This is a genomic window from Rhizobium sp. BK316 (assembly GCF_014193695.1).
Classification (GTDB): domain Bacteria; phylum Pseudomonadota; class Alphaproteobacteria; order Rhizobiales; family Rhizobiaceae; genus Rhizobium.
This window is the reverse complement of record NZ_JACHZR010000002.1, coordinates 210,825-233,072: the sequence shown is the minus strand read 5'-3', so window position 1 is coordinate 233,072 and position 22,248 is coordinate 210,825. Positions and strand designations below refer to the sequence as shown.

The window sequence follows — 22,248 nt, the reverse complement described above, 5'->3', positions numbered from 1 at the left end:
ATCCCATGACGTTCATGCCCCAGAGCCACAGCTCCGTCGATCCCGTCAAACTCGAGAGGCTCGCGGAAGTCGCCATCAAGGTCGGCCTGCAGCTTCAGCATGGGCAGGATCTCGTCATTACCGCCCCTGTCGTGGCACTGCCGCTGGTGCGGCTGATCACCAAACATGCCTACCTCGCGGGCGCCGGCCTGGTTTCGACCTTCTATTCCGACGAGGAGACGACGCTGGCGCGCTATCAGTATGGCAGCGACGAGAGCTTCGACCGGGCTTCCGGCTGGCTTTATGACGGCATGGCGAAGGCCTATGAGAAGGGCTCGGCGCGCCTTGCAATTGCAGGCGACAATCCGATGCTGCTGTCGGAGCAGGACCCAAGCAAGGTCGGCCGCGCCAACCGCGCCAATTCCACGGCCTATAAGCCGGCGCTGGAGAAGATCTCCAACTTCGACATCAACTGGAACATCGTCTCCTACCCGAACCCCTCCTGGGCAAAGGTGGTCTTCCCCGACGATCCGGAAGCGATCGCCGTCGCCAAGCTCGCCAAGGCGATCTTCGCGGCGTCCCGCGTCGATCTCGACGACCCGATCGCGGCCTGGGCCGAGCACAATGCCAATCTCGCCAAGCGTTCGTCCTGGCTGAACGGCGAGCGTTTTGCCTCGCTGCATTTTACCGGACCGGGCACGGACCTCACCGTCGGCCTTGCTGATAGACATGAATGGCATGGCGGCGCCTCGACGGCGAAGAACGGCATTACCTGCAATCCGAACATCCCGACCGAGGAGGTCTTCACCACGCCGCATGCGCTACGCGTCGAAGGCCATGTGTCGAGCACCAAGCCGCTCTCGCATCAGGGCACGTTGATCGACAATATCCGGGTGCGCTTCGAGGGCGGCCGCATCGTCGAGGCCAAGGCCTCGCGCGGCGAGGAGGTGCTGAACAAGGTGCTGGATACGGATGAAGGTGCACGCCGGCTCGGCGAAGTGGCGCTGGTGCCGCATTCCTCGCCGATCTCGGCAAGCGGCATCCTCTTCTATAATACCCTGTTCGATGAGAATGCCTCCTGCCATATCGCGCTCGGCCAATGCTATTCAAAGTGCTTCCTCGACGGCGCTTCGCTGAGCCAGGAACAGATCAAGGCGCAGGGCGGCAATTCCAGCCTGATCCATATCGACTGGATGATCGGCTCCGACAAGGTCGATATCGACGGCATCAGGCCTGATGGATCGCGGGTGCCGGTGATGCGCCAGGGGGAATGGGCCTAACAACGCCCGCCTTCGGCATCAGGCTGCGCTGGCTGAGCCAGACACTGACCAGAACCATGACAAAACCCGAGAGCTGAGTTGGCGTCAGGCTCTGGCCGAGCGCCAGCCAGCCGAGCAGGGTCGCGACAACAGGGCTGAGGAAACCGAGCGATGCCGCGGCCGAAGGCTCGATGCGCGAGAGGCCGCGAAACCAAAGCAGATAGGTGAAGGCGGCACCAATGAGGCCAAGATAGGCGATGCCGAGGATATTGGTGGCCGATGGCGCGGGAAGCGCGGGCTCCAGCAACAATGCGATGGGCACGAGCAGGATGCCGCCTGCGGTCAATTGCCATGAGGTAAACGTCAGGCTGGAGACGGGCGGCTGCCAATGGCGGGTCAGCACCGTGCCGAAAGCCATGGAGACGGCGCCGGCGAGACCTGCGGCAACACCGACAGGATCGAGAGCCGCTTTGGGGCTCAGCACCAGAAATGCCACCCCACTCATGCCGATCAGGCCGGCAACGACTGCTAGGACGCGGATCGGCTTGCCGAGGAAAAGGCGCGAGAGCGCAATGACGATCAACGGCTGCACGGCGCCAACGGTAGCGGCCACGCCGCCCGGCAGCCGGTAGGCTGAAACGAAGAGCATCGCCCAGAAGAATGAGAAATTCAGAGCGCCGAGAATGAAGGCACGGCCCCACCAGATGCCTGTGGGCAGTTTTCGGACAATCAGCAACAGAAGCAGGCCGGCCGGCAACGCGCGCAGCATGGCGACCGTCAGCGGATAGCCCTGCGGCAGGAAAGACGTCGTGACGAAATAGGTGCTGCCCCATATGGCGGGTGCAATCGCGGTCATCAGCACATCGACGGCGTAGCGAGGATTTTTCTTCATATCAAGAATCTCTACTTCAAGATAAATTCAGAATAGTGCATTTTATCTTGACGTCAAGAGATCTGCTGATATCGATGCGGCATGGGCAAAACGAAAGAAGATCACGTCGACAGGATCCTAGCGCAATGGCGGCGCGAGCGGCCGGAGCTGGATGTCGAACCCATGGGCATCTTCGGCCGGCTGAAGCGGCTGACGACGCATATCGGCCGCGAAGTGGAGGCAGTGCTTCTCAGCCATGGGCTCTCCTCCTCCGCCTTCGACGTACTGGCAACACTTCGCCGTTCGGGCTCGCCCTACCGGCTATCGCCTGGAGAATTGCTCAGCATGACCATGGTGAGCTCCGGCACGATGACGAACCGGATCGATCAGCTGGAAAAGGCCGGTTTCGTGGAGCGCCTGTTCAATCCCGAGGACCGACGCAGCGTGCTGATCGCGCTCACCGAGAAGGGGCTGGCGACCGTGGAAGAGGCGGTCGGTGCCCATGTCGCCAACCAGCAGCGGCTGACGCGCAATCTGACGGTCGAGGACAAGGCGGAGCTTGATCGGCTGCTGAAGAAATTCCTGTCGGATTTCGAATAGTCAGACGGCGGCAAGCGCCTTCCGGATACGCTCCAGATGCGCCTTACGCCTGGCCTCCGTCGCACGGTCCATATCATGGAGGCTGATCATGCGGAAAACGAGTTTCCTGGAGCAGAAATTGGCGATGCCGCGCTTGAGCAGGCGACGGACGGGATTGCCCATATAGAAATGCACCAGCCACCAGGGCGAACCCGTCGTCGTCAGCGCATAAAGCAGCCTGATATTGGTGAGCTGCGGCACGATGCGGCCGCCAGCGACATCATGGGTGAAGGCGACACCCGGCGCAAAGACGCGATCGAAGAAGCCCTTCAGGATTGCCGGGAAATTGAACCACCACTGCGGAAAGACGAGGACGAGTCCATCGGCCGCCTTCAGTCGATCAACAATACCGGCAACGGCAGAGGTGTCATAAGACACGTCGAAATAACCGCCTCGTTCGGCATTCGACAGGCGCGGATCGAAATCCTCGGCATAGAGATCAAGCAGGTCGACGACATGGCCAGAGGCTTCCAATGCTTTGCGGGCCGTCAGCGCCACCGAAGCGGCAAAGCTTTCCTGCAACGGATGGGCAAGCACCAGCAGGACCCGCATCGCTAAAACAGGCTTCCCTGCTTCGGCGGCTCGCCGGCCTTGGCAGTACGCCTCTTCGACCCCGCTGGCGGCATGCCGCCTTCCGTCGTCATGGCGCCGACGCGGCCATCGGCGAACTCGATGGCAATGCCCATGCCGGCGGAGAGAGCAGCGGCCTGCGAGACCGGCCTGTTTTCCTCGTCGCGGATGACGGCGTAACCGCGTTTCAGTACGTTCTTATAGGAGAGCGATTGCAGCACACGGTCTTGCGCGGAGAGCTCGGCGCGCGCGCGGGTCAGTTGATGGCGGATCGCGGTATCGGCATGGCGCGAAAGATTGCCGAGCCGCTCGCGGCTGCGGTCGGTCTGGGTTTTCAGCCGGGCGGGCAGCGAGGCGAGGATGGCCCCGGCGCGTTCGATGCGGGACTTCGAGCGATCGACCAGCCGCTCGACGGTGCGTTCTGCGCGGACCATGCGCTCGTTCAGAAGCTGACGGCGCTCGGTGATGCGGTTGGACAGCACGTCCGGGCGCAGATGCGAGGCGACACGCTCGAAACCGCGGCGCTTATTGATGGTGTTGAGTTCCAGCCCGCGGCCAAGGCCAGTGGCCGCCTCATCAAAGCGGCGGCGGGGCAGTGCCAGCAGCTGGTCGAGCGACGGCAGGGCGCGCATCAAGGCGCGAACGGACTGGCGACGCTGATCCATCTGGCGGCTCATGCAGCCTTGCAGGCGGGCGGTGAGACCTGCGGTCTGCGCTTCGAGTTCAGCTTTGACGGGCACGGCCATTTCGGCGGCACCCGTCGGCGTTGGCGCGCGCACATCGGCGGCGTAGTCGATCAGCGTCCAGTCCGTCTCGTGGCCGACGGCAGAGATCAAGGGAATCCGGCTATCGGCCGCGGCACGCACGACGATTTCGTCGTTGAAGCTCCAGAGATCTTCGAGGCTGCCGCCGCCGCGGGCGACGATCAGCACATCCGGACGCGGAATCTCACCGCCAGGTTCCAGAGCGTTGAAGCCATTGATGGCGTTTGCCACCTCCTCGCCTGAGCCTTCCCCTTGCACCTTTACGGGCCAGACGACGACGTGGACGGGAAACCGATCCGAGATACGGTGCAGGATATCGCGAATGACGGCGCCGGTCGGCGAAGTGACTACGCCGATCACCCTGGGCATGAACGGCAGGCGTTTCTTGCGCGCGGGATCGAAAAGGCCTTCTGCGCCGAGACGGCGCTTGCGTTCCTCGATCAGGGCCATCAGCGCGCCGGCGCCGGCAGGCTCCAGGGTCTCGATGACGATCTGGTATTTGGAAGAGCCGGGGAAGGTCGTGACCTTGCCGGTCGCGATGACTTCCATACCTTCTTCCGGACGGAACTTCAGGCGGGAAAAGGTGCCCTTCCAGATGACCGCATCGATGCGAGCCCGATCGTCCTTCAGCGAGAAATAGGCATGGCCGGACGAATGGGGGCCACGGTAGCCCGAAATCTCGCCACGCACACGCACCTGATCGAAGGCTGTCTCGACGGTCCGCTTGATGGAACCGGAGAGCTCCGAGACCGAATATTCCGCGAGATTGGTAGGCGAATCGCCGTCAAAGACATTGCTCATCTCCTCTTTCTATTTTGATCGACCTCAAACTGAAAGGTCGGGGCTGGAGAAGCGCGAATTTTTATTCAAAAAACGGCGGAAAACCCAAGAAATAGGGATATCGCTGCTTCAAAAAAAATCTTAGTATCATTCACGTTCGTAGGGAGTGGCGAACACCGACCCGAAAAATGAGCATGCTGGTGACAGTGAAATTTCCCCGCCGATGGAAGGCGCGGGAGCGATCGCTTCTTTCGTCGTCGCTATTGCTCACCCGTTATAGGTATCGGCTCGCCCTCTTTCCGAACGACCAGTCGATCAGGCGTCGATCGAATTGCCAGCGTGATGCTGCTTCGTTCAAACGTCGTTGCTGCCGCTGGAGGGTTCCGTTTACGTAAATGAGAAAGTAACGGAACTTTTCAGCCTGTAACAGAGTTGACTTATATGGAGACAAAAGCCCGGCGCAAGCCGGAGGAAATGCCGTCAGGTGAACGCATCCGTAACCATGGCTGCAATTGCAGCTTTCATTAACGGTGGCCAATAAACTTTTGTTAGCGGAGGGCTCCTAGGCTCCTCGCAAACAACCTGAAGAAGAGGTGACGACATGATCATCCTGACAGCAACCACACTGGGCCTCACCGCTGGCCTGATGCGCTCGGCCAGCGTCATTGCACTGGTCGCCATGCTGATTGGCGCAACCTTTGCACTCGCTGCTATCGCCTCCGGCGGTGCGGTATCATTCCTGGCGCTTCTCTACACGATCATCGGTTATAATGCCGGCCTGCTGCTTTATCTCGGCGGCCTCTTCACGACCGATCGTCTGCGGGCCGTACTCGCCCATTCCTGAAAGATAGGGCGTCAGTTCGGCGTCGTCCGGTAACGGAAGAACTGAACACCGCTGTCAGCCGCTTTCGGCAGCGGATCGAGGTAGGCCGGAATATTTCCCTTGCCGAGCTGCGCATAGAGCCCGTTGGGCTTCAATCTGGCGATTTCACTGGTCTGCAGATCATCCGGGCAGAACGCAAGTACCGTGACGCCCGCTCCCCTCAGAAATGCTTCCGCCTCCTGCGGCTCGGCCAGACCGATATGCATTTCGGTCAGCATGCCACCCTGGTTGCGATGATAGGGCGCCGACAGGACACGGTTGGCGGTGTAGCGCAGGATCGGTACACCCATTTCCGACGGCGCCGAGACCAAACCAGCCGGCAGATCGCCAAGCGGAGCGAGGGCCTGTTTCGACGAGCAGGAGAGGCTATCCGAGTCCACGGCATTCTTCGTCTCGTTGACCTGCATTTCGACGAGTGCGCCGCCGACGGCCCATACCGCCGGCACACTTGCCAGAACCGTCACGATATAGACGAGGGCAGCCGCGGCATTCTCGCTATCGCCGTTCGACATGCGGCGCACGTCGATGATCAGCAAGGCAAGCGGCAGGATGGACAGCAGGTTTGCGAAGACGGCTCCCCGGACCTGGACCAGGGCGACGGCCCAGCTGACGCTCAAGAGCGCCAGAAGGACGAGATGGACCTGCACGCGATCGCCCTGCACGGAGCGGAAAATGCAGACGGTAATCGCGAGCAGGCCAGGCGCATAGAATGCGCCAAGCGAAAAGGGATCTGTCCGACTGAGCGCGAGAATGGATTGCGCTTCCGAGACATTGCGAAGCCAGAGCTCGACCAGCATGGGATCAAGATCGGCAAGCGGATTGCGAAGGCATTGCGGCGCAATGACCATTGCCGAACCGAAAATAACAGCGCCGACGGCTGCGAGCACGGCAACACGCAGGCCACGGCCGAGACGGCTGGCAAAGGCTGCGGAAACCAGCAGCAGGCCGCCACCGATGGCCGCCAGGCTGTAGAAGCCGAGCGAAAGATTGTCGCAAGTCACCACGGAATATTGCTGTGGCGGTATTGTCGCGAAGAAGAAGATGCTGATCGTGACGGCGAGGCTGAAGCCGAAGGCCTTGGTAGCGGCAGCGAACGGCTCGCCCTCCCAGATCCAGAGCAGCGCCACCACCAGGCAATAGATGGCAACGAAAGGCGTGGTTTCCGCGCCGATCGCGATCGCCAATGCGGCCACCGCACCTGCAACCACATAGTTCCAAGCGCGCTGCTTTTCATCAAAGAGCATCGCCGTCATGGTCGCGACAAGTGCGAGCTGGACATTATGATGATCGATGGCGCCGGGCGCAAAGCGATTGCCGGTATAGATTGCCATCCCGGCAAGGCAGAAAGACAGGTGCATGCCGGCAAGCCCCCCGACACGCTGGCCGGCAAGGCCCATGGCAAGCATAGCAGGAAAAACAAGCGACAGGGGCCAGACCACGAGTGCAGCGGCTTCCGCGGCATCGTGTCCGAGGAAAAGGCCGAAAAGGCGGATCAGGATAGCGATCGGCAGGTCGATCAGCCGCGACCAATGTATGAGCGTGCCTTCGCCGAGGCCGAGCCTGTACTGCATCAGGTCGAACCAGCCCTGCCCGTTCAGGAAATCTCTGATCTCCACGAGGCGCATGCCGTCGTCGTTGTCGGGGCCGACATAGTCGACCGGACCGCCGGCATATTTCATGACGGTGATAATGCCGATCAGGATAACCGTGTAGATGAGGGCGGATGGCAGAAGACGGGTGAGCAGCTGCCGGATCCTGCCGATGAATCCAATGCCAGCTGATGCGGATTGCGCCTTGGCGATCGGCTGCACTGCGTTCATCATGATAGCCGGGTCGTTGTGTGATGGGCAAACCTTAGCCCTGGCTTGTCAAGAAAGTGTAAACCACAGGAAATGGCGCTTTCATTTCCTCATAGGGGCTTGTTAACGCCGCATGCAGTAAATTCGCCCCGGTTTCTTTGTAACGAGTATAACCCCATGGCGCGATCGCTTAGCGAAAGTCCTGATATTGCCGTTCTACTCCCCTGCTACAACGAGGCGGCAACGATCGGTGCTGTCGTCGGGGGGTTCCGGGCGGCACTGCCCGATGCACATATCCACGTCTATGACAACAATTCCACCGATGGCACGGCGCTGCATGCCATGCTCGCCGGCGCGCAGGTCGTGCGCGAGCGGCGCCAAGGCAAAGGCCATGTGGTGCGCCGCATGTTCGCCGATATCGATGCCGACATTTACATCATCGCCGACGGCGACGGGACTTATGCGCCCGAGGATGCCGAAGAGCTGGTGCGGACGCTGCTGACGGAACGGGCCGACATGGTGGTCGGCACACGGCGTGGCGTGCATGACGATGCCGGCCGGCAGGGGCATGCCCTCGGCAACCGGCTGTTCAACATACTCTATCGCGCGATCTTCGGACCTGACTTCACCGATATCTTTTCCGGCTATCGGGCCTTCTCACGGCGTTTCGTCAAGAGCTTTCCCGCGGTTTCCGGCGGCTTCGAGATCGAGACGGAAATGTCGGTGCATGCTTCGCGGCTGAAGCTGCCGGTGAGCGAACTGGAACTGCATTATGGCCGGCGGCCGGAAGGCTCGCATTCGAAGCTCTCGACCTTCCGCGACGGCGGCAGGATCCTCTGGATGTTCGCCATGCTGATGAAGGAGACCCGGCCCTTCGCTTTCTTCGGCACGATCAGCGCGCTTTTCATGCTGGCAAGTCTCGGCTTCATGGGTCCGGTGCTGACGGAATATTTTGCGACCGGCCTCGTCAGCCGTATGCCGACCTGGGTGCTCTCGACAGCGCTTGCGATGATCTCCATCATGCTGTTTACAGCCGGCGTCATTCTCGACTCCGTTGCACGGGCGCGGGCCGAGCAGTTGCGCATCCATTATATGAACCTGGCGGCGCCGGTTTCAGCAAAGGATAAGACCTCGCCCATAACACTTGATGGCAAAGAGGCGGACGCAGCGTGAAGAAACTCATTCGCTTCGCGCTCGCCGGTGGGCTTGGCTTCATCGTCGATGCGAGCGTGCTTTCTGCCCTTCTGCAGCTGACGCCGCTCGGTCCCTTCATTGCCCGGCTGATTGCCATTGCACTCGCGATGGCGACGACATGGGCATTCAACCGGACCTTCACTTTCGATCGATCCGGCCGATCGCTGGCGGCGGAAGGCTTTCGCTACGGCTCGGTCGGCGTGACCGCCGCTCTCGTCAATTACGCGCTTTATTCGGCGCTGCTTCTGTCGTTACCGGCGCTGCAGCCGCTTGTTGCAATGGTGCTCGCGACCGCAGCGTCGATGTTCTTCAGCTTCTTCGGCTATTCCCGCTTCGTCTTCCGCGAAAAAGCCGAATAAACTCCAGAGCATTTCCGTTTTTCTTCGAATCACGGAAATGCTCTATCTCATTGTTTTCACGCAATTCCGGACGCAAAACCGCTGCGCACTTTTGCTGGAATTGCTCTAGACGGCTTCCCAGCCATCCTGCTCGCTGGCGCGGTAGATGGCGTCGATGACCTTCTGATTGAGTTTGGAATCTTCCAGCGTGACGATCTCTTCCTTTTCGCCTGCCGCGGCACGGGCAAAGGCTTCCGCCTGGCACCTGTACTGGCGGCTGTCCTGGAAGCGGATAATGCGGGATTCGTTGTGGCCGCGATCGGTCACTTCGATCTCCTCGGCCCCCCAGCGATTGGCGTTGAAGGGCGACTTGACCTCGATATAACCTTCGGTGCCGTGGAAGACCATGATCTGACGGCCGGCCATCTGGGTGGAGATGTAGAAGCTCAGCTCGAAATCGCCGAAATCGGCCTTCACGCTGGAATAGATATCCGTGCCGAATTCCGCATCGCGCTCGGTGATCGCCTGGATCCAGGACGGCTCCTTGCCCGTGGAGAAGCGGGTGCTGACGACGGGATAGACGCCGATATCAGGCAGGCCACCGCCGCCGAGTTCGGGGATGTTGCGCATGTTGCCGGGGTCGCGATTGTAATAGGTGAAGACGCCCTGCACATGACGAAGCTCGCCGATCGCACCATCCTGCAGCAGCGAGCGAACCTTCCGCCAGACCGGCGAATAGGTGACCATGAAGGCTTCGCTGATGATGACCCTGTTACGGTCGCGCGCAGCGATGAGATCGTCGATCTCGGAGGCCTTCAGCGCGATCGGCTTTTCGCAGAGCACATGCTTGCCGGCATCGGCGGCCTTGATCGACCACTCGACATGCTGGGCGGTCGGCAACGGGATATAAACGGCATCGATGGTGTCGGAGGCCAGCATTTCCTCATAGGAACCGAAGGCATGCGGCACGGAGAAACGGTCCGCCATGTCACGGGCGCGTGCAAAATCACGGCTGGCGATCGCGGTGATGACGCAGTTTTCTGCGTCCTGAATGGCGGGAACGACATTATCCCGGCCGATCTTGGCCGTTGAAAGTATACCGAAACGCAACATGAAAGGTCCTCCTGAAATTCATCCGGCGCATTTTATGCAGCCCTCTCATGCGGCGCAATGGCGCGACCGGCGATCACGGAAGTTTGGTTTCCTTCGGCGATACTCCGCGCTAGGTTACTTGCGAACGGCGTTCTGCCGTTTCCTCAGATTTCAATCACTTCAGCATTTTGGGAGAGCGCCATGGAAATGCGCCGGCTTGGAAAAACAGGTCTTTTTGTCTCGCCGATCGTCTTCGGCGGCAATGTCTTCGGCTGGACGGCCGACGAGAAAACCTCCTTCGACATTCTTGATGGCTTTTTCGATGCTGGTCTCAACACGATCGACACGGCCGACGTCTATTCCGCCTGGGTGCCGGGCAACAAGGGCGGCGATTCCGAAGAAATCATCGGCAAGTGGTTGAAGAAAGGAAAGGTCTCGCGCGACAAGGCCGTCATCATCACCAAGGTCGGCTCGGACATGGGTCAGGGCAAGACGCTGAAGGCAAACTATATCCTTGGGGCGGTCGAGGATTCGCTGCGCCGGCTGCAGACCGATTATATCGACCTTTATCTCTCGCACTGGCCGGATGGCGATACGCCGCATGAAGCATCGCTCGGCGCCTATGCCAAGCTTCAGGAACAGGGCAAGATCCGCTCCTTCGGCTGCTCGAATTTTGATGCAAGCCTGCTGCAGGCCTCCTTCGACGCCGCCGACAAGGCAGGCCTGCCGCGCTATCAGGCGCTGCAGCCGGAATATAACCTCTATGAGCGTTCGAGCTTCGAAGGTCCGCTTGCCGACCTTTGCGTCAAGGAAGACATCGGCGTCATCACCTATTTCAGCCTCGCGGCCGGCTTTCTCTCGGGCAAGTACCGCAGCAAGGCGGATACGGAGGGCCGCGCACGCGAAGGCCGTGTCGCACAGTATCTCGACGACAAGGGCATGCGCATTCTTGCCGCCCTCGACAAGATTTCGGCCGAGACAAGCGCCAAGCCTGCGGAAATCTCACTCGCCTGGCTTCTGCGAAAGAAGGGCGTGACGGCGCCGATCGCCAGTGCTACGAGCCTTTCCCAGCTTGAAAGCTTGGTGAAATCGGCAACGCTTGAGCTTTCCGACGAGGCGATGGCGCTGCTCGATAAAGCAGGCGCCTGAAACGAGGTGATGGCATGACCGTGACGATCCGTGACGCGAAACCCGAAGACGAGACACGCTGGCGTGCGCTCTGGGCAGACTATCTCGCCTTCTACGAGGTCACCGTCGATGCCGACATCACTGATTCCACGTGGCGCCGGGTCTTCGATCCGGCGTCGGCAATCTTCATGCGGGTGGCGGAACTCGACGGCGAAGTCGTCGGCTTCACACTCTGCCTGACGCATGAAGGTACGTGGATCCGCGGCAAGGACTGCTATCTCGAAGACCTGTTCGTATCGGAGAAGGTGCGCGGCAAAGGCGTCGGCCGGGCGCTGATGGACGACCTCGTCGACCTCTGCAAGAAGAATGGCTGGTCGCGGCTCTACTGGCATACGAGCGAGCAGAACAAGACGGCCCAAGCGCTCTACGATACTTACGTCGAGAGTGACGGCCACATCCGCTACCGCATCAATTTCTGAGCGGCGGAAAGCCCTCATACCATTCGGAATGATCGCCTTGCCAATTGGCCATGCCCGGCTTGGTCAGGATGCCGCGTGGGCGCACATAACTCTGGATCACACGCTTCGGCCGCTCGTGCCACTGGATGTTGAAGGCCCATAGCTTCGGAAAAAAACAGAGCGAGGCATAAGGCAGGTGGTCATGGATCCACCAGGCGAGCCGCTGCCAGTCGCTTTCATCGCTGTAGCGGTCGACCATCCACGGGATGGCGATGCAGACGGCAGCGCCCATGCAGCCGTCAAAATCTCTGACATCCCAGATGTGATGGGCAGCCGTGGCTGCATTGGTCGAACAGTTGAGCTTATTCTCGTTGCCGAAGCGGTTGACCTCGGGCGAACGGTAGCCGGAGCGAATATGCAAGCGCCCGAAACTCGCTTCCAGCGGCTCCAGAAGTTCCTCGCACAGGCGACGGCCTGTCTCGATTGCAAGATCGGGGTCGTCGGGGATGTTTGGTATCCGATAGAAATCGGCGATCTCGGAGTGGAGAAAATCGCGGAAGAAGAAGTTCTTCGACAGGCGCACCCGGCCAAGATCCTCGAGCCCCTTCATCGATCTCGGTTTCTTCATGCACGGTCCTCCCGATTCCTGACGATACCGTCGCCCGGACGATGCAGTGATTCCACCCGAAATGCGTGGGAACAATTAGCCCGGTGCCAACTTCTAAGAAATGTCGCCCGAGGGGCGCAAATCCATCAACAAAGGAACGGAACAATGGCCAAGGAAAAGACACTGGAAGATCTGTTTTACGATACGCTGAAGGACATCTATTTTGCCGAACGGCAGATATTGCGCGCCTTGCCGAAGATGGCACGCGCTGCTCAATCGACGGAATTGAAGGCAGGTTTCGAAAAGCACCGTGAAGAAACTGAAGGCCATGTCGAGCGACTGCAGCAGGTTTTCGAAATCATCGGCAAGCGTGCCCAGGGCAAAACCTGTGAAGCGATCCAGGGCATCATCGCCGAGGGCGAGGAAATCATGGAGGAATTCAAAGGCACATCGGCCATCGATGCGGGCCTGATTTCTGCAGCCCAAGCCGTCGAGCATTATGAAATCGCCCGCTACGGCACGCTGAAGACCTGGGCGCAGACGCTAGGCTTCAAGGAAGCCGTCACGCTTCTCGACCGGACTCTGCAGGAAGAAGGCAAGACCGACCAGCTTCTGACAAAGCTTGCAATGACTGCCGCGAACCAGAAGGCTTCGCGCGCAGCCTGATACTTGTCCTCACATAAGGAGAGCGGCCACCGCCGGCTGCTCTCCTTCTCCCAGTCTTGTCTTCGCCGACGACCCCGCTATCATCTCCTTCAGAATATGAGGCGAGGTGTCGATATGGCCGACAGGCAGGCAATCGAAGCAACGGTTCATCTCTATGTCGAGGGCATGGCCTTCGCCAATGAGGCAGCCCTGAAGAAAGCGTTCCACCCGAAGAGTTCGATCATCGGGCACTATCAAAACGCGGTGGAATGGCTCTCGCGCGATGAATTCATTGGCGCAATCATCGAGGAAGGGGCAGCACCGCCCGGCACTCAACCTTACATGGATATCGAAAGCATCGATATATCAGGCGATGCAGCGACCGTGAAAGTAACCGACGAATTCGCCGGCATGCGCTTCACCGACTATCTCTCGCTGCTGAAGATCGAGGGCCGCTGGACGATCGTCAGCAAGCTCTATCATCTTCACATATGAAAAAGCCGGCAGCCCGCGCTGCCGGCTATAATATCTGGCTTGTAGCCGGCTCAGCTTCGGAGAACACCGCCGGTAAACTTGGCGACGCTGGCAACGATCTTCTGCGTCAGCGCCTCGAAATCCTCGTCGGTCAGCGTGCGCTCGGCCGGCTGGATCTGGACTTCAATCGCGACAGACTTCTTGCCTTCGCCAACCGAGGCACCTTCGAAAATATCGAAGACATTGACACCTGTGATCAGCTTGCGATCGGCGCCGGTGGCAGCCTTGATGATGGCGCCGGCTTCCACCGTCTTGTCGATGACGAAGGCGAAGTCGCGCTTGACGGCCTGGAAGGGCGAGAGATCGAGCGCCGGCTTGGTGCGGGTTGCCTTCTTCTTCGGCTCGGCCATGGCATCGAGATAGACTTCGAAACCGCAGAGGGCGCCGGAGACATCGAGCTTTTCGAGCGTCGTCGGATGGAACTCGCCGAAGGAACCGAGGATCACCTTCGGACCCATCTTGATCGTGCCGGAACGGCCGGGGTGATACCATTCGGGACCGCCCTGCTCGATCTGGATATTGCCCATCGGCAGGCCGCAGGCTTCGATAACTGCCAGTGCGTCAGCCTTGGCATCGAAGACGTCAACCGGCTTGCCGCCGCCCTTTGAGGCGTTCGACCACATGCGGCCGGCACCGGCAAGCGAGGCTGTGCCGCGGCGGATGCCGCCCGCCACGCGCCGCTGGCCTTCCGGCGTGTCGTTTTCGTAGGTACCCGAGACTTCGAAGATCGCCACGTCGCCATAGCCCTTATCGGCATTGCGCTGGGCGGCCGTCAGCAGACCCGGCAGCAGCGAGGGGCGCATGTCCGACATTTCGGCAGCGATCGGATTGGCGAGCTTGAGGGCTGCGGAACCGCCGCCGAAGAGCTTTGCCTGATCTTCCGGAATGAAGGACCAGGTGACGGCCTCCAGCATGCCGCGCGAGGCAAGGGCGCGCTTGGCCGCGCGGGTGCGGATCTGCAGCGTTGTCAGGATCTTGCCGTTGACGGCAGCATGGCTTTCGAGCGGGGCCGGCCTGATATTGTCGACGCCGTGAATGCGCATGACCTCCTCGACGAGATCGGCCTTGCCGTCGACATCGGGACGCCATGAAGGAACGGACACGGAAACGCGCTCGCCGGAGCCGGAAACCTTGAAGCCGAGGCGGGCCAGGATCGTGTTGCTTTCCTCCGTCGAGACGTCCAGGCCTGTCAGGCGCTTGACCTCCGAATAGGGGAAGTCGACGATCTTCGGCTCATAACCCTTGTAGCCGACAATCTCGGCCTTGGCCGGCGTGCCGCCGCAAAGCTCCAGCACCAGCTCCGTCGTGCGCTCGAGGCCGGGAACCATATATTCCGGATCGACGCCGCGCTCGAAACGGTAGCGGGCATCGGTGATGATGCCGAGCCCGCGGCCGGACTTGGCAATGTTCATCGGGTCCCAGAGAGCGGATTCGATCAGCACGTCGACAGTGTTCTCGTCGCAGCCGGAATGTTCGCCGCCCATGATGCCGCCGATCGATTCGATGCCGTTTTCATCGGCGATGACGACGTTGTTCGGGCCGAGCTTGTATTCGCGCTGATCGAGCGCCAGCACGGTTTCGCCTTCCCTGGCGCGGCGGACGGTGAGGTTGCCCGTGACCTTGGCGGCGTCGAAGACGTGCATCGGCCGACCCTGATCAAAGGTCATGTAGTTGGTGATATCGACAAGCGCATTGATCGGACGCAGGCCGATGGTGAGAAGCCGCTGCTGCATCCAGCGCGGGCTTGGGCCGTTCTTGACGCCACGGACGAGCCGCAGGCTGAAGCCGGGGCAAAGCTTCGTGTCATCGAGATCGAGCGTCAGCTTCACCGGCGTTTCGCCTTCGGCGGCGAAGGTCGGAGCGGGCCGCGTCTTGAGCGTGCCGAGGCCGGAGGCTGCGAGATCGCGGGCGATGCCGTAGATCGAGGTGCAGTCCGGACGGTTCGGCGTCAGGTTGATCTCGATGACCGGGTCGTCGAGATGGGAATATGCGGCATAGCTCGTGCCGACTGGCGCATCTTCCGGAAGGTCGATGATGCCGTCGTGATTGTCGGAGATCTGCAGTTCCTTTTCCGAGCACATCATGCCGCGGCTTTCGACACCGCGGATATTGCCCACTGACAGTGTCACGTCGATGCCGGGAACATAGGTGCCGGGAGCCGCGAAAGCGCCGACGAGGCCGGCACGTGCATTCGGCGCGCCGCAGACGACCTGTACCGGAGCACCTTGGCCGATATCGACCATCAGCACCTTCAGGCGGTCTGCCTGCGGATGCTTCTCGGCCGAGAGAACCTTGGCGATGACAAAGGGCTTGAAGGCTGCCTTGTCGTCGACATCATCCACCTCCAACCCGATCTCAGTCAGGCGGGTGCAGATTTCATCGAGCGTGGCATCCGTTTCCAGATGATCCTTAAGCCAGGAGAGCGTGAATTTCATAGGTCGAATCCTCCCTTAAACGCTCAGGCCGCCGAACAGCGTCGGCATGTCGAGCGGGCGGAAGCCGTAATGGTTCATCCAGCGGACATCGGCATTGAAGAAGTCGCGCAGGTCGGGCATGCCATATTTGAGCATGGCGATGCGGTCGAGGCCCATGCCCCAGGCGAAACCCTGATATTCGTCCGGATCGAGGCCGCCGTAGCGCAGCACGTTCGGGTGGACCATGCCGCAGCCGAGGATCTCCATCCAGTCGGTGCCCTCGCCGAACTTGACGATCGGGCCGGAGCGGTCGCACTGGATATCCACCTCGAATGACGGCTCGGTGAAGGGGAAGAAGGACGGACGGAAACGCATCGTCACGCTGTCGACCTCGAAGAAGGCCTTGCAGAACTCTTCCAGCACCCAGCGGATGTTGGCGACATTGGCCTTCTTGTCGACGACCAGGCCTTCGACCTGATGGAACATCGGCGAATGCGTGGCATCGGAATCCTGGCGATAGGTCTTGCCGGGAATGATGATGCGAATCGGCGGCTTCTGCGCTTCCATCGTGCGGATCTGCACCGGCGAGGTATGCGTGCGCAGGACTTTGCGCTCACCCTCCTCATCCGGATTGAAGAAGAAGGTGTCGTGCATCTCGCGCGCCGGATGCCCTTCGGGAAAATTGAGCGCCGTGAAATTGTAGTAGTCGGTCTCGATATCAGGGCCTTCTGCGATCGAGAAGCCCATGTCGCCGAAGATCGCGGTGATTTCATCGACGATCTGGCTGATCGGATGGATGCGGCCGCGCTCGGCGGGCGAGGACCGGACCGGCAGGCTGACATCGACCGTTTCAGCCTTCAGGCGGGCGTTGACGGCCGCTTCCTTCAGCACCGATTTGCGTTCGGCAAGCGCGTCCGTCACCTCGTTCTTCAGGGCATTGATCGCCGCGCCGCGAGTTTGGCGCTCTTCCGGCGTCATGGCGCCGAGCGTCTTCAGGAGTTCTGAAACGGAACCCTTCTTGCCGAGCGCCGAAACGCGGAACGCTTCGAGCGCAGGCTCGTCATTGGCGGCGGCAATTTCGGCAAGCAAAGAGGATTTCAGCTGGTCGATATCTGACATTGTCTTCTTTCCGTCCAGATCAGGCGGCGTTCGAAATGGCGGGCCGGGCGGCCGGCGCCAGCACTATAGAGAAAGAAAAACCCGCGCCAGCCCAAACCAGCGCGGGTTTCCCAAAATTCAAAAAAGCGTCAAGCTTGGGAAGCGCTGGTTAACGAACCGCGCCTTCAAACTCGTTAGCCGTGCCGGTGTCCTTGAGGTATTCAAGGGCCTTCTTGGCGGCAGCAACCAGGGCGCCGAATGCTTCCGGCTCGTGGATTGCCATGTCGGAGAGAACCTTGCGGTCGACTTCGATGCCAGCCTTGTTTAGACCGTCGATGAAGCGGCCGTAGGTCAGGCCGAATTCGCGGACGGCAGCGTTGATACGCTGGATCCAGAGGGCGCGGAAGTTGCGCTTGTTAACCTTGCGGTCGCGATATGCGTACTGCTTGGCGCGATCGACGGCAGCCTTGGCAGTACGGATGGTGTTCTTGCGGCGGCCGTAGAAACCCTTAGCCTGCTTCAGAACTTTCTTATGCTTGGCGTGGGCGGTGACGCCTCTTTTTACACGTGCCATTTCATGATCTCCTTAATCTAACGCGTTACCGGAATAGTCTCAGAGACCGTTCGGCAGATAGTTCTTCACGACCTTGCGGCCATCGGGTTCTGCCAGAACCATCGTGCCACGTGCATCGCGAATGAACTTGTTCGTGCGCTTGATCATGCCATGGCGCTTGCCAGCGGCAGCCGCCTTGACCTTGCCGGTAGCGGTGATCTTGAACCGCTTCTTGGCAGAGGACTTCGTCTTCATCTTGGGCATTTTGCTACTCCGTTCTGAGAGCTCCTCACCCGCTTCGTTAAAGAAGCCCTTCCGCGAAAGCCCGGTTTTACGGTCTTCGCCAAAGGCGCGGGAGCATTTGTTGTTGATCTGCGGGTCCAGTGACGAAACCTGCCCGCAAGCATTCGAAACTGCCACGGCATGCCCTGCCGGTCAGTTCGGACGCGCGCTTATAACCGCAGCGCCATGAAAGTGCAACGGGGCGGATGACGAATCTTGCCGCCTCGGAAAACACAAAAGCCGCCCTGTCGGACGGCTTTGAGCGAAAGGATGCGGCTCCGGTCACTTCGGCGCCAGCACCATCATCATCTGGCGGCCTTCGAGCTTGGGCTCAGCTTCAACCTTGGCGATCTCGAGCGTATCGGCCTTGACCTGCTGGAGAAGCTTCATGCCGAGTTCCTGGTGCGCCATTTCGCGGCCGCGGAACTTCAGCGTCACCTTTACCTTATCGCCTTCGTCGAAGAAGCGGCCCATCGCCTTCATCTTCACCTCATAATCATGGGTGTCGATGTTCGGGCGCATCTTGATTTCTTTGACTTCAACGATCTTCTGCTTCTTGCGCGCCTCGGCGGCCTTCTTCTGGTTCGAATATTTCAGCTTGCCCAGATCGAGGATCTTGCATACCGGCGGTTCGGCATTGGGGGAAATTTCGACGAGATCGAGGCCGGCTTCTTCCGCCATTCTCAAGGCCTGGTCGGTAGGCACGATGCCCATATTCTGTCCGTCAGCTGCGATCAGCTGAACTTTGGGAATGCGAATCTCCCGGTTCGAGCGCGGTCCATCCTTTACGGGCGCGTCGGTTTTAAAGGGTCTGCGAATGGTCGTATTCTCCTCGCGTTGTTCGGAACGTTGCAGCTTCGTGTCCCTCTCGAAGGGGGCACAAACGAGGTCACGTCATCGCTGCAACGGAGTCAATAACACCCTTTAGCGGAAAAATCACCTGCTGTCAGCCTGTCAAGAATCTGTTTTATAGGCCAAAACAACAGGAGTTCTGCCCGATGTCCGATCAAATGACCGTCCTTGAGCCCGAATTCCTCGATGTCGGTGAAGACGAGGCTGCGCGGCAGATCGCCATGCTGGTGCGCCCGGCTCAGCCCAACACCGACCTTCCCGCCCTCGTTTGGCTATCCGGCTACCGATCGGACATGAGCGGCAGCAAGGCTATCGAGATCGACCGGCTGGCCTCGGAACTGGGCGCGGCCTGCATCCGTCTCGACTATTCCGGCCACGGACTTTCCGGCGGCGCCTTTACGGATGGCACGATCTCGCGCTGGCTGGAGGAGGCGCTCGCAGTGATCCGTCATATCGCACCGGACCGGATGATCCTCGTCGGCTCCTCGATGGGCGGCTGGATTGCGCTCAGGGTGGCGCAGGAGCTCGCGCGGCATGGCGGGCCGAGGCTCGAGGGCATGGTACTGATCGCACCGGCCCCGGACTTCACCTCCGATCTCATCGAACCGAACCTCAGGAAGAAAGAACGCACGTCTCTTGAACAGCGCGGTTACTTCGAGGAGCGTTCGCAATATAGTGTGGAGCCCAATATCTATACCCGCGCGCTGATCGAAGACGGGCGCGAGAACCGGGTGCTGACCGGGATCATCGAAACGGGCTGCCCGATCCATATCCTGCAAGGCATGAAGGATGCAGATGTTCCCTATCTGCACGCAATGAAGCTGGTCGAACATCTTCCGGCCGACGATGTGGTGCTGACCTTCATCCGCGACGGCGACCACCGGCTTTCGCGCCCGCAGGACATCGAACGGCTGCGCAGCGCCGTCAAAGGCCTGATCCGCTAAGTGGAAGCCGGTCACTCGCCAAAGAATATGCAGCTGCCTCAATAGAATGCCATGGTTGAACAAGTTCCGTTCAATCACCCAAAGGTTACGTTGCATTTTAACCATGTCTGCGAGTTGCAAAGTCCTCACAAGAAGTAACGATTGACTCCTTTCGGCCCTCTCCGTTAACTGTTTGTTAATAAATAAAGGGCGATGCAGGGAAGTAGGGCGTGCGGATCAAGGGTTTCCTCGTGGCCATGATGGCCGTGTTTGCAATGGCGCCGGCGGCTATTCCGGCTCCTAGCAAGAATGCCTCCATGGTGACCGGCAGTGCGACTTCGCAGCCGATCGGTCACTACGACTTCTGTCAGACGCATCGCGCTGAATGCGGTGCCAATCGCAATAGTGGCCCGCTCGCCATGACCGGCGGCAAGTGGGCCACGGTCCGCGCCGTCAACGCGACCGTCAACCGCACCATCACGCCGATGACCGACAAGGAAATCTACGGCAAGGACGAGGTCTGGGCCTATCCGACCACGGCCGGCGACTGCGAGGACTTCGCGCTCCTGAAGCGCCGTATTCTCATCCAGCGCGGCTTCTCGCCCGCAGACCTGCTGATGACCGTCGTGCGCAAGCCTGACGGGGAAGGCCACGCGGTTCTGACGCTGCGCACCGCCGAAGGCGACTTCGTGCTCGACAACCTCGCGACCGACGTCAAGCCGTGGTTTTCGACGCCCTATACGTTCATCAAGCGCCAGTCGAGCTTCAATGCCGGCCGCTGGGTCACCATCGAGAATGGCCGCGACGTCCTGGTCGGCGCTCTGAAGTAAAGAGTTTTGAGGGGGACTGTGGGGAAGGCCGGCGAAAGCCGGTCTTTTTCATTTGAGGAATGCGGTCGCGCTGCAATCGATTCACCGGATCGATTGCTCGGGCTTCGCCCGACCGCCCGTCACCCTCATATTCACGCGTTCCCGATAAAAATGCCGGCTGCCAGTACGAGGCTGCCGCCGACAACCACCTGGAAGGCCGCGCGCAGGAACGGCGTCTCCATATATTTGTTCTGGATGAAGGCGATCGCCCAGAGCTCGAAGAAGACGATGATGGCGGCGGTGATGGTCGCGGTCCAGAATTGCGGGATCAGATAGGGCAGCGCATGGCCGAGACCGCCGAGCGCCGTCATGATACCGCAGGCAAGGCCGCGCTTGATCGGCGAGCCGCGGCCGGAAATCTTGCCGTCGTCGTGAGCCGCTTCGGTGAAGCCCATCGAGATGCCGGCGCCGACCGAGGCAGAGAGACCAACGAGGAAGGTCTGCCAGGTATCCTGCGTCGCAAAGGCGGCGGCAAAGATCGGTGCGAGCGTGGAAACCGAACCGTCCATGAGGCCGGCGAGGCCCGGCTGCACATAGGTCAGCACGAACCGGCGACGCGCCGTCTCATCCTCTTCCTTCTTCACATCCTCAGGCGTGTGCTTGTCGCCGAGCATGCGGGCGATGTCCTCATGGCCCTGTTCGGCGAGCGCAAGATCGCCGAGCAACTGGCGGGTGGAGGCATCAGAGGTGTGCTTGATCGCCTCGATATAGAAGCGGTAGGCCTGTTCCTCCATCGCCTCGGCCTCCTGCCTGATGGCATCGAGAGACAGGTTGGCGCGCAGCCAGTCGGGCTTGCGCTCGTAAAATCCCTCGACATGCTCACGGCGAATCAGAGGAATTCGCTCACCGAAGCGCTGACGGTGAATTTCGATCAGCGACCTTCGGTGCGTGTCCTCCACCTCAGCCATATCTTCGAACACCTTGGCGGAAGCCGGAAACTCTTTTCGCAGATGTTCCGCATAGGCGAGATAGATGCGGGCATCATCCTCTTCCGAGGCAATGGCGAGCGCCAGGATTTCCTGCTCGGAGAGAGAACGGAAAGAACGTTTCGGTGATCTGAAAAACCGTGCCAGCATAGGTAATCTCCAATAATTTAGAATTATTCTAAACTTAAAGGGGCAGGCAGCGTGGGTCAAGATCAAAGCCCTGCGGGATTGACATAATGACGCGATCGACCGATCGCGCTTTGCTGAGACGGCTCGTCAACCTATATGAAGGCCGCGAGTTGCAAGCGGCGCCGAGGTTAAAGATGAATAATGAGATACAGGGGCGGGCCGCACATGTTGCAGCGATCCGCGAAAAGGCCGAAGCCGAGATGAAAGAGATCGGCGTGGACGAGGCCTTCATTTCAAAGCTGGTGGAGACCTTCTACGGGCGGGTACTGGCGCATCCTGAACTCGGGCCTGTCTTCGATGCGCGGCTTTCCGGGCGCTGGCCCGAACATATGGACAGGATGAAAAGCTTCTGGTCGGCCGTCGCCTTCCGGAGCGGTGCCTATGGCGGCAAGCCGGTGCAGGCGCATCTCGGCGTCGCGAACATGACGACGGATCTTTTCCCGAAATGGCTTTCGCTGTTTTCCACAACGCTCGACGACGTGGCGCCGACGCCGGAAGCCAAGGACTGGTTCATGGCGACGGCGGAGCGGATCGCCAAAAGCCTGACGCTGTCGCTCTTCTACAATCCGGCGCTCGACGATCCCACGAAGAAGACGGACTGA

Annotated in this window: 24 protein-coding genes; 12 read left to right on the top strand and 12 right to left on the bottom strand. The window is 60.2% G+C overall.

Annotated elements, in window-relative coordinates; all coding sequences use genetic code 11:
* Positions 1-5: 5 nt before the first annotated feature.
* On the top strand, positions 6-1,259 hold the full coding sequence (locus FHT87_RS09660) for an aminopeptidase (protein WP_183801409.1): 1,254 nt from the start codon (positions 6-8) through the stop codon (positions 1,257-1,259).
* Here the strand turns inward: FHT87_RS09660 and FHT87_RS09655 are convergent.
* Complete coding sequence (locus FHT87_RS09655) at positions 1,207-2,130, bottom strand: EamA family transporter (protein WP_183801405.1); 924 nt, start codon at positions 2,128-2,130, stop codon at positions 1,207-1,209. The two genes, FHT87_RS09660 and FHT87_RS09655, sit on opposite strands and share 53 nt — an antisense overlap.
* A gap of 81 nt (positions 2,131-2,211) precedes the next feature.
* On the opposite strand from FHT87_RS09655, the gene FHT87_RS09650 reads away from it, so the two are divergent.
* Complete coding sequence (locus tag FHT87_RS09650; RefSeq protein ID WP_183727740.1) at positions 2,212-2,709, top strand: MarR family transcriptional regulator; 498 nt, start codon at positions 2,212-2,214, stop codon at positions 2,707-2,709.
* On the opposite strand, the gene FHT87_RS09645 is transcribed toward FHT87_RS09650, so the two are convergent.
* Together FHT87_RS09645 and xseA are read right to left on the bottom strand one after the other, a co-directional pair.
* Positions 2,710-3,300 (bottom strand): NAD(P)H-dependent oxidoreductase, encoded by a 591-nt coding sequence (locus tag FHT87_RS09645; RefSeq protein ID WP_183727738.1) that lies wholly within the window; start codon positions 3,298-3,300, stop codon positions 2,710-2,712. It lies immediately after the preceding gene.
* Between the two features lie 2 nt (positions 3,301-3,302).
* Entirely contained in the window at positions 3,303-4,883 is a 1,581-nt protein-coding gene (gene xseA, locus FHT87_RS09640) for an exodeoxyribonuclease VII large subunit (protein WP_183801402.1), read from the bottom strand.
* Positions 4,884-5,463: 580 nt separating this feature from the next.
* Between xseA and FHT87_RS09635 the strand changes: the two genes are divergently transcribed.
* Positions 5,464-5,706, top strand: coding sequence for a hypothetical protein (locus FHT87_RS09635; RefSeq protein ID WP_183727734.1), 243 nt, complete (start codon positions 5,464-5,466; stop codon positions 5,704-5,706).
* 11 nt (positions 5,707-5,717) lie between these two features.
* Here the strand turns inward: FHT87_RS09635 and FHT87_RS09630 are convergent, their stop codons facing one another.
* On the bottom strand, positions 5,718-7,565 hold the full coding sequence (locus FHT87_RS09630) for a hypothetical protein (RefSeq protein WP_183802650.1): 1,848 nt from the start codon (positions 7,563-7,565) through the stop codon (positions 5,718-5,720).
* 156 nt (positions 7,566-7,721) lie between these two features.
* Here FHT87_RS09630 and FHT87_RS09625 point away from each other — a divergent pair, with 156 nt between their 5' ends.
* Both FHT87_RS09625 and FHT87_RS09620 read left to right on the top strand, forming a co-directional pair.
* Entirely contained in the window at positions 7,722-8,717 is a 996-nt protein-coding gene (locus FHT87_RS09625; protein ID WP_183727732.1) for a glycosyltransferase, read from the top strand.
* Complete coding sequence (locus FHT87_RS09620) at positions 8,714-9,097, top strand: GtrA family protein (RefSeq protein ID WP_183727730.1); 384 nt, start codon at positions 8,714-8,716, stop codon at positions 9,095-9,097. Before FHT87_RS09625 ends, FHT87_RS09620 begins: the two co-directional genes overlap by 4 nt.
* Before the next feature lie 105 nt (positions 9,098-9,202).
* On the opposite strand, the gene FHT87_RS09615 is transcribed toward FHT87_RS09620, so the two are convergent.
* On the bottom strand, positions 9,203-10,189 hold the full coding sequence (locus tag FHT87_RS09615) for a Gfo/Idh/MocA family oxidoreductase (protein ID WP_183801399.1): 987 nt from the start codon (positions 10,187-10,189) through the stop codon (positions 9,203-9,205).
* Positions 10,190-10,369: 180 nt separating this feature from the next.
* Here FHT87_RS09615 and FHT87_RS09610 point away from each other — a divergent pair, with 180 nt between their 5' ends.
* Positions 10,370-11,317 (top strand): aldo/keto reductase, encoded by a 948-nt coding sequence (locus FHT87_RS09610; RefSeq protein WP_183727726.1) that lies wholly within the window; start codon positions 10,370-10,372, stop codon positions 11,315-11,317.
* Positions 11,318-11,331: 14 nt separating this feature from the next.
* Positions 11,332-11,775, top strand: coding sequence for a GNAT family N-acetyltransferase (locus FHT87_RS09605; protein ID WP_183727725.1), 444 nt, complete (start codon positions 11,332-11,334; stop codon positions 11,773-11,775).
* Here FHT87_RS09605 and FHT87_RS09600 read toward each other — a convergent pair.
* A complete protein-coding gene (locus FHT87_RS09600; protein ID WP_183727723.1) occupies positions 11,765-12,382 on the bottom strand; it encodes a hypothetical protein in 618 nt (205 codons plus the stop codon). The genes FHT87_RS09605 and FHT87_RS09600 overlap by 11 nt on opposite strands.
* Positions 12,383-12,526: 144 nt before the next feature.
* Here FHT87_RS09600 and FHT87_RS09595 point away from each other — a divergent pair, with 144 nt between their 5' ends.
* Both FHT87_RS09595 and FHT87_RS09590 read left to right on the top strand, forming a co-directional pair.
* Positions 12,527-13,027, top strand: coding sequence for a ferritin-like domain-containing protein (locus FHT87_RS09595; RefSeq protein ID WP_183727721.1), 501 nt, complete (start codon positions 12,527-12,529; stop codon positions 13,025-13,027).
* A 114-nt stretch (positions 13,028-13,141) separates the two neighbouring features.
* Positions 13,142-13,501 carry a nuclear transport factor 2 family protein gene (locus FHT87_RS09590; RefSeq protein ID WP_183727719.1) on the top strand — a complete coding sequence of 120 codons (360 nt, stop codon included), beginning with the start codon at positions 13,142-13,144 and terminating at the stop codon, positions 13,499-13,501.
* A 50-nt stretch (positions 13,502-13,551) separates the two neighbouring features.
* On the opposite strand, the gene pheT is transcribed toward FHT87_RS09590, so the two are convergent.
* The 5 genes from pheT to infC all read right to left on the bottom strand — a co-directional run bounded on the left by pheT (position 13,552) and on the right by infC (position 18,706).
* Positions 13,552-15,975, bottom strand: coding sequence for a phenylalanine--tRNA ligase subunit beta (gene pheT, locus FHT87_RS09585; protein WP_183801397.1), 2,424 nt, complete (start codon positions 15,973-15,975; stop codon positions 13,552-13,554).
* A gap of 15 nt (positions 15,976-15,990) precedes the next feature.
* Positions 15,991-17,073: a phenylalanine--tRNA ligase subunit alpha gene (gene pheS / locus FHT87_RS09580; RefSeq protein WP_183801393.1), complete on the bottom strand. Its 1,083-nt coding sequence runs from the start codon at positions 17,071-17,073 to the stop codon at positions 15,991-15,993.
* A 148-nt stretch (positions 17,074-17,221) separates the two neighbouring features.
* Positions 17,222-17,626: a 50S ribosomal protein L20 gene (gene rplT / locus FHT87_RS09575; protein ID WP_112541929.1), complete on the bottom strand. Its 405-nt coding sequence runs from the start codon at positions 17,624-17,626 to the stop codon at positions 17,222-17,224.
* 39 nt (positions 17,627-17,665) lie between these two features.
* A complete protein-coding gene (rpmI, locus tag FHT87_RS09570; protein ID WP_004108077.1) occupies positions 17,666-17,869 on the bottom strand; it encodes a 50S ribosomal protein L35 in 204 nt (67 codons plus the stop codon).
* 300 nt (positions 17,870-18,169) lie between these two features.
* On the bottom strand, positions 18,170-18,706 hold the full coding sequence (gene infC, locus FHT87_RS09565; RefSeq protein ID WP_183729176.1) for a translation initiation factor IF-3: 537 nt from the start codon (positions 18,704-18,706) through the stop codon (positions 18,170-18,172).
* A gap of 179 nt (positions 18,707-18,885) precedes the next feature.
* Here infC and FHT87_RS09560 point away from each other — a divergent pair, with 179 nt between their 5' ends.
* Entirely contained in the window at positions 18,886-19,683 is a 798-nt protein-coding gene (locus FHT87_RS09560) for an alpha/beta hydrolase (RefSeq protein WP_183801390.1), read from the top strand.
* 209 nt (positions 19,684-19,892) lie between these two features.
* The gene (locus FHT87_RS09555; protein ID WP_183727711.1) at positions 19,893-20,492 is read left to right on the top strand and encodes a transglutaminase-like cysteine peptidase; all 600 of its coding nucleotides are present in this window, start codon (positions 19,893-19,895) and stop codon (positions 20,490-20,492) included.
* A gap of 131 nt (positions 20,493-20,623) precedes the next feature.
* Here FHT87_RS09555 and mbfA read toward each other — a convergent pair whose 3' ends face one another.
* Positions 20,624-21,607 carry an iron exporter MbfA gene (gene mbfA / locus FHT87_RS09550; RefSeq protein ID WP_183727709.1) on the bottom strand — a complete coding sequence of 328 codons (984 nt, stop codon included), beginning with the start codon at positions 21,605-21,607 and terminating at the stop codon, positions 20,624-20,626.
* Positions 21,608-21,780: 173 nt separating this feature from the next.
* On the opposite strand from mbfA, the gene FHT87_RS09545 reads away from it, so the two are divergent.
* On the top strand, positions 21,781-22,248 hold the full coding sequence (locus FHT87_RS09545) for a truncated hemoglobin (protein WP_183727707.1): 468 nt from the start codon (positions 21,781-21,783) through the stop codon (positions 22,246-22,248).

Excerpts from the sequence above, each read along its gene's own strand:
- FHT87_RS09605 (WP_183727725.1), top strand. The coding sequence starts at position 11,332 with ATGACCGTGACGATCCGTGACGCGAAACCCGAAGACGAGACACGCTGG.
- xseA (WP_183801402.1), bottom strand. The coding sequence starts at position 4,883 with ATGAGCAATGTCTTTGACGGCGATTCGCCTACCAATCTCGCGGAATAT.
- pheS (WP_183801393.1), bottom strand. The coding sequence starts at position 17,073 with ATGTCAGATATCGACCAGCTGAAATCCTCTTTGCTTGCCGAAATTGCC.
- FHT87_RS09645 (WP_183727738.1), bottom strand. The coding sequence starts at position 3,300 with ATGCGGGTCCTGCTGGTGCTTGCCCATCCGTTGCAGGAAAGCTTTGCC.
- rplT (WP_112541929.1), bottom strand. The coding sequence starts at position 17,626 with ATGGCACGTGTAAAAAGAGGCGTCACCGCCCACGCCAAGCATAAGAAA.
- FHT87_RS09610 (WP_183727726.1), top strand. The coding sequence starts at position 10,370 with ATGGAAATGCGCCGGCTTGGAAAAACAGGTCTTTTTGTCTCGCCGATC.
- FHT87_RS09655 (WP_183801405.1), bottom strand. The coding sequence starts at position 2,130 with ATGAAGAAAAATCCTCGCTACGCCGTCGATGTGCTGATGACCGCGATT.
- pheT (WP_183801397.1), bottom strand. The coding sequence starts at position 15,975 with ATGAAATTCACGCTCTCCTGGCTTAAGGATCATCTGGAAACGGATGCC.
- rpmI (WP_004108077.1), bottom strand. The coding sequence starts at position 17,869 with ATGCCCAAGATGAAGACGAAGTCCTCTGCCAAGAAGCGGTTCAAGATC.
- FHT87_RS09625 (WP_183727732.1), top strand. The coding sequence starts at position 7,722 with ATGGCGCGATCGCTTAGCGAAAGTCCTGATATTGCCGTTCTACTCCCC.
- FHT87_RS09660 (WP_183801409.1), top strand. The coding sequence starts at position 6 with ATGACGTTCATGCCCCAGAGCCACAGCTCCGTCGATCCCGTCAAACTC.
- FHT87_RS09630 (WP_183802650.1), bottom strand. The coding sequence starts at position 7,565 with ATGAACGCAGTGCAGCCGATCGCCAAGGCGCAATCCGCATCAGCTGGC.
- FHT87_RS09650 (WP_183727740.1), top strand. The coding sequence starts at position 2,212 with ATGGGCAAAACGAAAGAAGATCACGTCGACAGGATCCTAGCGCAATGG.
- FHT87_RS09545 (WP_183727707.1), top strand. The coding sequence starts at position 21,781 with ATGAATAATGAGATACAGGGGCGGGCCGCACATGTTGCAGCGATCCGC.
- FHT87_RS09590 (WP_183727719.1), top strand. The coding sequence starts at position 13,142 with ATGGCCGACAGGCAGGCAATCGAAGCAACGGTTCATCTCTATGTCGAG.
- FHT87_RS09595 (WP_183727721.1), top strand. The coding sequence starts at position 12,527 with ATGGCCAAGGAAAAGACACTGGAAGATCTGTTTTACGATACGCTGAAG.
- FHT87_RS09600 (WP_183727723.1), bottom strand. The coding sequence starts at position 12,382 with ATGAAGAAACCGAGATCGATGAAGGGGCTCGAGGATCTTGGCCGGGTG.
- FHT87_RS09615 (WP_183801399.1), bottom strand. The coding sequence starts at position 10,189 with ATGTTGCGTTTCGGTATACTTTCAACGGCCAAGATCGGCCGGGATAAT.
- FHT87_RS09635 (WP_183727734.1), top strand. The coding sequence starts at position 5,464 with ATGATCATCCTGACAGCAACCACACTGGGCCTCACCGCTGGCCTGATG.
- mbfA (WP_183727709.1), bottom strand. The coding sequence starts at position 21,607 with ATGCTGGCACGGTTTTTCAGATCACCGAAACGTTCTTTCCGTTCTCTC.
- FHT87_RS09560 (WP_183801390.1), top strand. The coding sequence starts at position 18,886 with ATGTCCGATCAAATGACCGTCCTTGAGCCCGAATTCCTCGATGTCGGT.